This window comes from Kitasatospora sp. NPDC086009, from assembly GCF_044540385.1.
Taxonomy (GTDB): Bacteria; Actinomycetota; Actinomycetes; order Streptomycetales; family Streptomycetaceae; genus Kitasatospora.
On the sequence record NZ_JBITSA010000013.1, the window covers coordinates 98,910 to 108,000 of the forward strand.

The following is a 9,091-nucleotide window of genomic DNA, read 5'->3' on the forward strand; positions in this document are numbered from 1 at the left end:
GACCGGTCCGTCAGCGCCCCCGGCGCGGCGCGGGCCCGTCAGCGCGGGAGGGCCGGCAGGACCTCGCGGCGGTAGTGGTCGAAGAAGGCCTCGTTGTCGGGGCCGATCTGGCCGACGTAGACCTCATCGAAGCCCGCGTCGACGTAGGACCGCAGCGTCGCGACGTGCTCGTCCGCGTCGTTGCCGCAGGTCACCGCCTCGGCCACCATCTCGGGCGTGACCAGTTCGCTGGCCTGCTCGAAGTGGGCCGGGGTGGGGAGGAGTTGGGCGAGCTCGCCCGGCAGCAGTTCGGTCGGCCAGAGCCGGTGCACCAGGTCGACGGCCTTGTCCCGGTCGTCGTTCCAGCAGACCTTCACGCCACCGATCACCGGCTTGCCGGCGCCGCCGCCCGCACGGAACGCGCCGACCAGGTCGCGGTCGGGGGTCATGGTGACGAAGCCGTCCCCGATCCGGCCCGCGAGGGCGGCGGCGTTCGGCCCGAAGCCGGAGACGTAGACCGGCGGTGCCTCGGCGGGGACGGTGTAGAGGCGGGCGTTGTCGACGGTGTAGTGCCGGCCGCGGTGGGAGACCTGCTCGCCGGCGAACAGCTTGCGCATCACCTCCAGGGCCTCCTCCAGCATCTCGGCCCGTTCGTCGAACGAGGGCCAACGATCCCCGTGCACGTGCTCGTTGAGCGCCTCGCCGGTACCGACACCCAGCGTGAAGCGCCCGCCCAGCAGGACGGCGGAGGTGGCGGCGGCCTGCGCCGTGACCGCCGGGTGCAGGCGGACCGTCGGACACGTCACGAGGGTGGTGACCGGCAGGTCGACGGTCTGCGAGAGGGCGCCGATCACCGACCAGACGAACGGACTGCTGCCCTGGGCGTCGTTCCACGGGTGGAAGTGGTCGGAGACGGCCAGCCGGGTGAAGCCGGCCTCGGCCGCGAGCCGGGCCTGGTCGAGCAGTTGGGCCGGGGTGAACTCCTCGCAGGAGAGGAAGTAGCCGTACTCGGTCATGGGTCTACCTGTCCTTCCGGGTAACGGTGGCGGCACGGACCGGCGATGCCCGGGCCCCGGCGCCGTGGTTCGGGGCGCCGGGGCCCGGGCATCGGGGCGGGTCAGCCGTGTCGCATGTCGTCCGGGTCCGCCGGCAGGGGCGGTGCGCCCTCACCGGTCATCCGGGCCTGGGGCCGCTCGCGCGGCGGCGCGTCGCCGAGTGCCGTGGGCCCGCCGGAGCCCTGACCACCGGAGCCCTGACCGCCGGAGCCCTGGCCGCCGGTGCCCTCGGGGGAGAGCCGGCCGCGCCAGCCTCCGCTCTCACGGCCCTGTTCCTCGATGAAGCCCTTGAACCGCTTCAGATCGCCCTTGACCTGCCGGTCCAGGACACCGAGCAGGTCACCGGCCTTCTCGGCCATGCCCGTCGGGTGGAAGTCCATGGCCAGGCTCACCCGGGTGTGGGAGTCGTCGAGGCGCTGGAAGGTCACGACTCCCATCTGCTGGACGTCACCGCCGACGGTGCGCCAGGAGATCCGCTCGTCGGGGAGTTGGTCGACGATCTCGGTGTCGAACTCGCGGCGCGCACCCGCGACCTTCGTCGTCCAGTGCGAGTGCCGGTCGTCGGTCTGGCGGACCTCCTCCACGCCCTCCATGAAACGCGGGAAGTCCTCGAACTGCGTCCACTGGTTGTAGGCGCTGTGCAGCGGGACGTCCACGTCGATGGACTCCTTCACCTTGCTCACAACGGTCTCCTTCCGAATCGACAGGATCGGGCATTCCGTACACCGCCGCGCCTGCCCCGATCGCAGGCGCTCAATCAGGAGGTCACCCGGGCGGTCCCGGGACCCGGCTCCGGCGTGCCGGTCACGCGGCCTGCGGGGAGCGGACGGGGCCGAGCAGGTCGGCGCGCTCCGTCTCCGACAGACCGCCCCAGACACCGTACGGCTCACGCACTTCCAGGGCGTGCCGGAGGCACTCTTCGCGGACGGGGCAGCCCCGGCATATCCGCTTCGCCTGCTCCTCCCGGTCGTCGTGTGCCTGGCCGCGTTCACCGAACGGGTGGAAGAACAACGCGGTGTCGACGGAGCGGCACGCGGCGGCGAGCTGCCAGTTCCAACGGTGGTCGAAGGCGCCGGGCAGGCGCGAGATGTTGGTCAAGGGGTTCTCACCTCGGCTGGACGTGACCGGGAAGGGTCGGGAGTACGGGTGGCGAGGGGCCGGGCCGCCGGACGGCCTCGGCTGTGCGGGCGTGTGCCCGCTCCCGCCGATCCCACGCGTACCGGGGCGCCCCGGAACGGTCACCGGTCGGCGCTCACCCGTCAGCGGTCCGCCGGCACGGCGCCGTCGGACGCCAGGCTCGCTCGCCTCCTCATGATCGCGTGGCCGGCGAGCGCCCCGCCGTAGATGGTGTAGCCCACGCCGATCAGCCAGGACTGCACCACCAGGACCGCGCCGACCGTCCCGTACGAGACCGCGTTGGAGACCAGCAGCGGGGCGAGGACCAGCCGGGAGAAGTACCGCAGCCCGGTCAGGGCGGCCATGGTGGCCAGCGCGCCGGGGAGCAGCCACAGCCAGGGGACGCGTGCGCCGAGCAGCAGGCGCTGCAGCCACCAGAACAGCAGGACGCCGCCGAGCACGGTGGCGGCCAGGCGCAGCGCGGGCTGGGCCGCGCTGCCCTGCCACGGGCTGCCGCTCCAGGCGGCGATGAGGATGTAGGCGGTCAGTCCGGCCAGGCCGAGGGCCTGACGCCAGACGGCGTGCCAGGGGCCGCGTTCGAGCTGCCAGATGCGCTCGTAGACGGTCTGGACAGAGGCCATCAGGGAGATGCCGAAGACCGTCAGGGCGGCGAGGCCGAAGCCGGTGGTGGTGCTGAGGATCTGGCCGCGGGAGGCGAACAGGCCGCGGGTGGCCTGCGCGCCGCGGCCGGTCAGGCCCAGGCCGTCGGTGATCCACTGGCTGATTCCGCTGTTCCGGGTGGGCGGGGCCGCGGCGATCACGATCAGCAGCGGCACCAGCGTGACGAAGAACAGCGCGGCGAAGGCCATCGAGCGCTGCAGGAGTTCCACCGAGCGGCCCTGCTTCCAGACCTCCAGGGCGACCGAGGCGGCGCTGCGGCGCCCGGGCGCCACGGTCGCGCCCGCGGTGCCCGCTGTGCCCGGCGTGCCCGGGGTCGCGTCCCGGTCCCGGTCCCGGTCCTCAGCCATGGTGGCCTCCACGCCGTCGTCCCCGTCCTCGCGCCTACCACGCGCAGGCTGTCGCAGACAGGGACGGCCGCCGCAATCAGCGGGTGGGCCCGGCCAGCCGCACGGCGGCCTCCAGCATCAGGCCGTGGACGAAGGCCTGCGGCAGGTTGCCGCGGAGCTGGCGCTGGGCGATGTCGAACTCCTCCGCGAACAGGCCGGGCGGTCCGCAGGCCGCCCGGTTGCGCTCGAACCACCGGGCCGCCTCCACGGGGTCGCCCTGCTGGTGTTCGGCGAGCGCCATGACGAAGCCGCAGAGCAGGAACGCTCCCTCGGCATCCTCCAGCGGCCGCTCGTCGTGGCGGAACCGGTAGGCGTAGTGGTCCCGGCAGAGTTCCGCCCGTACCGCGTCGAGCGTCGCGCGGGTGCGCGGGTCGTCCGGGGCGACGGCGCCGCGGATCGCGGGGAGCAGCAGGGCGGCGTCGACGCCGGGGTCGGTGGGGGTGCGCTGCCAGCGGCCGGTCGGGTGGGTGCCGGTGGCGGCGGTCCGGGCGGTGATCTCGTCCGCGAGCGCCTCCCAGCGGCCGGCGGTGGAGCGGTCGGCGGCGCCGGCGGTGGCGGCCGCCCGCAGCCCCGCGGCGGCGGTGAGACGGCTGTGGGTCCAGTGGTCGTCGTGGAGTTCCCAGATCCCGGCGTCGGGCTCGGTATGGCGGTGGGCGATGGCGTCGGCGGCGATCCGGGCGGCCTGGACGCCGTCGATGTCCAGCCGGCCGTGGCGGGCGGCGGCGGCGAGGAGGAGCAGGCACTCGCCGAGGGCGTCGAGCTGGAACTGCCGGTTGACGTGGTTGCCCGCCACGTCGAAGCCGCCCGGGTAGCCCGGCAGGTCCAGGGTGCGCCGGTCCGGGATGGCGGCGCCGGTGGTGGTGTACGCGGGGGCGAGGTCGGGGCCGTGCTCGTGGAGGCGGGCCGTGGTGAAGCGGACCGAGTCGTCGAGCAGCGGGTGCGGACCGGCGGCGGCGACGGCCTGGCCGATGTAGCCCTGGTCGCGGATCCACACGTAGCGGTAGTCGTAGTTGCGCCCCTGCTCGGCGCGTTCGGGGAGGCTGGTGGTGGCGGCGGCCACGGTGCCACCGTGGGCGCCGGTGAGGCCGCGCAGGACGGTGTAGGCGTGCCGGGCGTCGCGGGAGCCGAGCGCGTCGGGGAAGGTCGGGACCTGCTGCGCCCAGGCGGCCTCGGTGGACCGCCAGAGCCGGTCGGCGCTCGCGACCCGGCCGGGCGGCCGGTCCGAGAGCTCCAGTACGAGGTCGTGGTGCGCGCCGGCGGCCAGCTCCAGCCGGGTGCGGAGGGTGGGGCGGCCGCCGTCGTCACGGGGCCGGGCCGCCGGTGCGCCGGTCCAGCGCAGGTGCAGGTCGCCGGCCCGGCCCGTCCAGCGCCCGGTCTCGTCGCGCCGCAGGTCACGGGCGGGCTGCTCGCCGAACGCGGCGGCGGCCTGCAGGGTCACGTCCACGGTCGCCGGCCCGTCGACGGCGAGGATCCGGCGCAGCACGACGGCCCGGTGCGGGTCGCCGGGGTGGGCGAGGGCTTCGCGGCACTCGACGATGCCGCCGGTGGTCACCCAGCGGCTGCGCCAGATCAGGGTGCCGCTCTCGTAGTAGCCGCCCCAGACGAAGGGGGCGGCGGGGGTGACGGAGTACCAGCCGGGGCCGCCGATCAGTGCGGAGAAGACGGCGTCGCTGTCCCAGCGCGGTGCGCACATCCAGACCAGGTCGCCCCTGGGGCCCACCAGGGCGCCGCGTTCGCCGTCGGCCAGCAGGGCGTAGTCGCGCAGCGCGTGGGGCTGGGGGCGGTCGTCGGTCACGGGCTCGGCTCTCCTTCGGCGGGGTGGCGGGTCGGTGCTCAGCCGGTGCGGTACTGCTCGGCGCGGTCGGCGCGCAGGGTGAGGCCGAGGCCCGGCGCGCCGTCCGCGCCGGGGCGCAGCACCCCGCCGCGGGGGTCGAGGGCGCCGTCGAAGAGCAGGTTCTCGATCCGGACGTGGTCGTGGAACCACTCCAGGTGGCGGAGGTTGGGGACGGCCGCGGCGGCGTGGGCGTGGACGTGCGGGGCGCAGTGGCCGGAGAGCTGGAGGCCGTGCGCCTCGGCGAGGGCCGCCGCCCGCAGCCAGACGGTGAGGCCGCCGCAGCGGGTGGCGTCGGCCTGCAGGCAGTCCACCGCCGGGATCATCCGGGCGAAGTAGGGCAGGTCGTAGCCGTACTCCCCCGCGGCGACGTCGGCGGTGAGGGCGTCGCGGACCAGGGCCAGCCCGGACAGGTCGTCCGAGGAGACCGGTTCCTCGAACCAGCTCACCCCCAGTCCGGCGAGGGTGCGGCCGATCCGTACGGCCTGCTTGCGGGTGTAGGCGCCGTTGGCGTCCACGTACAGTTCGGCGGTGTCGCCGATGACCTCCCGGGCCCGCTCGACGCGGTGCAGGTCGCGCTGTTCGCGGGTGCCGCGGGACTCGCCGATCTTGATCTTGACCCGGGGGACGGCCTGCCGGTCCGCCCAGTCGCGCAGCTGGTCGGCCAGCCGCGCGTCGTCGTAGGTGGTGAAGCCGCCGCTGCCGTAGACCGGCACCTCGGTGCGGGCGGCGCCGAGCAGGCGGACCAGCGGCAGTCCGAGCAGCCGGGCCTTGACGTCCCACAGGGCGATGTCCACCGCGGAGATCGCGCCGGCGACCAGGCCGGGGCGGCCGGCGTTGCGCACCGCCCGGGTCATCGCCTCGTTGCGGGCGGGGACGTCGAGGACGGACTGCCCGGTGACCACCCCGGCCAGTTCGTCCCTGATCACGTCGGCGGTGGCGGCGGCGCCGTACGTCCAGCCGGTGCCGGTGGTGCCCGCGGCGTGCGCGTGCACGAGGACCATGGTGGTGGACGACCAGGCGAGGGTGCCGTCGCCCTCGGGCGCGTCGGTGGGCACGGTCAGCACCTGGACGTCGATCCGCTCCAGCGGCGGTCCGTCGGTATCGGTCATCGGGCGCTCCTCCCGGCGGGTGCGCGCAGCCCGGACCGGGCTCCGGCGGCCAGCCGCCCGGCAGCGCGGTCGACGAGGGCCATGATGGTCAGCGCCGGGTTGGCGGAGCCCTGGGTGGGCAGCACGCTGCCGTCGGTGATCAGCAGGTTGGGGATCGCGAAGCTCCGCAGGTCGGCGTCGACGACGCCGTGTTCGGCGTCCTGGGCCATCCGGCAGCCGCCGACCAGGTGGGCGTAGCGCTCGATGGTGATGACCTCGGTGGCGCCGGCCGCCCGCAGGATCTCCTCCATGGTCGACCGGGCGGCCTTGATCACCTCCCGGTCGTTGTCGCACTGGGTGTAGGAGAAGTCGGCCACCGGCAGGCCGTGGCGGTCCTTCTCGGTGGCGAGGGTGACGCGGTTGTCGGGCTGCGGGAGGAGTTCGCACAGGGCGCCGAGGGTGGCCCAGTGGATGTAGTCCTGGAGGTAGCGGCGCAGGTCGTGCCCCCAGTGGCCCTGGGCCGCCACGTGCTCGGCCCAGGTGATCGGCAGCGGGGAGACGGTCTGGACGGCGAAGCCCCGCTTGTAGGGACGGCCGGGGTCGGTCTCGTAGAAGGCCTCGGAGGAGACCTCCGGCGGGGGCGCCTTGTACGCGCGGATCTCCTCCGCGAAGCGCCCGGCGGTCTGCGGGGCGCCCTGCACCATGACGTAGCGGCCGACCAGGTCGTGGTCGTTGCAGAGCCCCTCGGGGAAGCGCCGGTTCGCGGAGTTGAGCAGCAGCCGCGGGGTCTCGATCGCGTACCCGGCGACGGCCACCGTCCGGGCGCGCTGCAGGTGTTCGCGCCCCCGGCGCAGATAGCGGACCCCGGTGGCGCGGCTGCCGTCGGCGTCGGTCTCGATCGCGGTGACCATGGCGTCGGTGCGGATCTCGGCGCCGTGCGCGAGGGCGTCGGGGACGTGGGTGACGAAGGTGGAACCCTTGGCGTTGACCTTGCACCCCTGGAGGCAGAAGCCCCGGTAGACGCAGTGCGGGCGGTTGCCGAACCGGCCGTTGGTGATGGCGACCGGGCCCACCCGGGCCTCGATCCCGGCGGCGGCCGCGCCGCGCAGGAAGATCTCGCCGTTGCCGCCCACCGGGTGCGGGGCGTGCGGGTAGGCGTGCGGGTCGCCCCACGGCCAGTACTGCCCGGCGACGGGGAGTTCCTGCTCGATCCGCTCGTAGGACGGGCGCAGGTCCTCGTAGCGGATCGGCCAGTCGGCGCCGACGCCGTCGTCGGTGAGCGTGGAGAAGTCGCTGGGGTGCAGGCGGGGCACGAATCCGGCGAAGTGCACGGTCGAACCGCCGACGCCGCGACCGGAGTTGTTGGAACCCATGGGGACCGGGTCCTGCCCGGAGATCACCCGCGGCTCCGTCCAGTAGAGGTGGTGGGAGCCGGCCTCGTCGCTGACCCACTCGGTGTCCGGATCCCAGAACGGCCCGGCCTCCAGGCAGACCACGGACCACCCCGCGTGCGCCATCCGCTGGGCGAGGGTGGCGCCGCCGGCGCCGCAGCCGACGATGACCAGGTCCACCTCGTCCGTGTCGTCGAAGCGGCGCATGTTCTCGATCAGCGCGTGGTCGAACCGGCTTCCGTCGTCCGGCAGCAGCCAGGCGGAGGCGTTGCGGTCCCGGATCTCCTGCTGCGATCCGGCCGTGAGGGCCAGCGTGGACCGTACCGCTTCCAGACGTCGGCTCACGTCCTGTCCTTTCGGTCGGCGGGGCTGTCGTCGGCGGAGTCGTGGCCGTGGGGGCCGTGATCGGCGGGGCCGTCGTCGGCGCCGTCTCCCCCGGGAGCGGGTCCGGCCGGGTCGGCGGGGTCCGCGTCAGGGTGCTCCCAGCGTTCGCGCGCCCCCACGCCGAGGCGGGCGTAGCCGCGCGGGTAGGCCGGCCCGCCGAAGCCGATCTCGTTCCACGACCACGGGTGGGCGTAGAAGGCGGTGCAGGCGTACCTGGTCCACAGGCTCCACACATGGGCGGCGGGCATGCCGTGCCAGGGCTTGCCGCGCAGGTCCTGGACGGCCTGGACGAGGGCGCGCTGCCGGTCGGGGTCGAGCGCCGCGAACGGCGCGCCGTAGCGGTCGGCGGCGTCCTCGTCGAGGGCCCGCAGCGAGGCCCGCCAGGCCTCCCCGTCCTCGGGCATGTCCCGGTACCGCCAGCCGTCCGTCCGGGCCTCGGCGAGGCGGGCGTCGATCATCTGGAGGACCGGCACCTTCGGGCGCTCCGGCGGGCCGTCCTGGGCGAGCAGCCGGTCCAGCAGGGCGCCCGCGCAGGCCTCCTCCACCGGGGTGAAGTACCTCAGGTCGGGCTGGAGTTGGAGGCGCTGGTGGACGGTGGCGGCGGTCGCCGGGTCCCAGGCGTCGGACTGGTCCAGGACGTCGAAGCCGGGGAAGCGCCGACCCGCCTCGCCGGAGGGGACGGTCCGGCGGGCGGGCCGGCGGCGCGCGGGCACGGTCACCGCTCCCGGCGCAGGACGGCGGCGAGCAGGCCCATCCCCCCGACCATCGTCACCAGGAGCGGTGCGAATAGCGGCGGGCCCATCTCGACGTTGTAGCGGGCCATCGCCCAGCCCCCGGGTTTGCGGGCGACGCCCCGCGCGTGCAGGTAGGTGCCCTGGAGGCCGTTGGCCACCACGGCTGCCGACATCACGGGCAGCACGGTGTGCGCGGCGCGCTCGCTGGCGAATCCCGCCACCCCCGCCGCGGCGGCCAGCGGCCCCAGCACGACCGGCCACCACATCACGCGGTTGCCGAAGCTCGCGCGGTCGTGCTCCAGGTAGATCTCGGCGGCCGTCACCAGGGCGCCGCCCGACATCAGCAGCGACAGGGACCGCTCGAAGCGGCCGTGGCGTACGTCGTGCACCGCGCGGGGCACGAGCCCGGGCAGGTGCCGTGCGGCCGGGGCCCTGGTCATCGC

At 74.7% G+C, this 9,091-nt stretch carries 8 protein-coding genes and 1 pseudogene; all 9 read right to left on the reverse strand.

Features of this window, described 5'->3' with window-relative positions:
* Positions 1–38: 38 nt before the first annotated feature.
* The gene (locus tag ACIF6L_RS26935; RefSeq protein ID WP_396490238.1) at positions 39–995 is read right to left on the reverse strand and encodes a TIGR03557 family F420-dependent LLM class oxidoreductase; all 957 of its coding nucleotides are present in this window, start codon (positions 993–995) and stop codon (positions 39–41) included.
* A gap of 263 nt (positions 996–1,258) precedes the next feature.
* A pseudogene (locus tag ACIF6L_RS26940) lies at positions 1,259–1,717 on the reverse strand (SRPBCC family protein); the annotation flags it as partial.
* Between the two features lie 121 nt (positions 1,718–1,838).
* Positions 1,839–2,132, reverse strand: a complete 294-nt coding sequence (locus ACIF6L_RS26945) for a WhiB family transcriptional regulator (RefSeq protein ID WP_329485639.1) — start codon at positions 2,130–2,132, stop codon at positions 1,839–1,841.
* A gap of 161 nt (positions 2,133–2,293) precedes the next feature.
* Positions 2,294–3,178, reverse strand: a complete 885-nt coding sequence (locus tag ACIF6L_RS26950; RefSeq protein ID WP_396490236.1) for a ribonuclease BN — start codon at positions 3,176–3,178, stop codon at positions 2,294–2,296.
* Positions 3,179–3,254: 76 nt separating this feature from the next.
* Positions 3,255–5,012, reverse strand: coding sequence for a glycoside hydrolase family 15 protein (locus ACIF6L_RS26955; RefSeq protein WP_396490234.1), 1,758 nt, complete (start codon positions 5,010–5,012; stop codon positions 3,255–3,257).
* A 38-nt stretch (positions 5,013–5,050) separates the two neighbouring features.
* Positions 5,051–6,160 (reverse strand): enolase C-terminal domain-like protein, encoded by a 1,110-nt coding sequence (locus tag ACIF6L_RS26960; RefSeq protein WP_396490232.1) that lies wholly within the window; start codon positions 6,158–6,160, stop codon positions 5,051–5,053.
* A complete protein-coding gene (locus ACIF6L_RS26965) occupies positions 6,157–7,875 on the reverse strand; it encodes a GMC family oxidoreductase (RefSeq protein WP_396490230.1) in 1,719 nt (572 codons plus the stop codon). Before ACIF6L_RS26965 ends, ACIF6L_RS26960 begins: the two co-directional genes overlap by 4 nt.
* Positions 7,872–8,627: a gluconate 2-dehydrogenase subunit 3 family protein gene (locus ACIF6L_RS26970; RefSeq protein WP_396490228.1), complete on the reverse strand. Its 756-nt coding sequence runs from the start codon at positions 8,625–8,627 to the stop codon at positions 7,872–7,874. The genes ACIF6L_RS26965 and ACIF6L_RS26970 overlap by 4 nt, the downstream gene beginning before the upstream one ends.
* A 2-nt stretch (positions 8,628–8,629) precedes the next feature.
* On the reverse strand, positions 8,630–9,088 hold the full coding sequence (locus tag ACIF6L_RS26975; protein WP_359840038.1) for a hypothetical protein: 459 nt from the start codon (positions 9,086–9,088) through the stop codon (positions 8,630–8,632).
* Between the last annotated feature and the right edge of the window lie 3 nt (positions 9,089–9,091).

Excerpts from the sequence above, each read along its gene's own strand:
- ACIF6L_RS26935 (WP_396490238.1), bottom strand. The coding sequence starts at position 995 with ATGACCGAGTACGGCTACTTCCTCTCCTGCGAGGAGTTCACCCCGGCC.
- ACIF6L_RS26950 (WP_396490236.1), bottom strand. The coding sequence starts at position 3,178 with ATGGCTGAGGACCGGGACCGGGACCGGGACGCGACCCCGGGCACGCCG.
- ACIF6L_RS26960 (WP_396490232.1), bottom strand. The coding sequence starts at position 6,160 with ATGACCGATACCGACGGACCGCCGCTGGAGCGGATCGACGTCCAGGTG.
- ACIF6L_RS26975 (WP_359840038.1), bottom strand. The coding sequence starts at position 9,088 with ATGACCAGGGCCCCGGCCGCACGGCACCTGCCCGGGCTCGTGCCCCGC.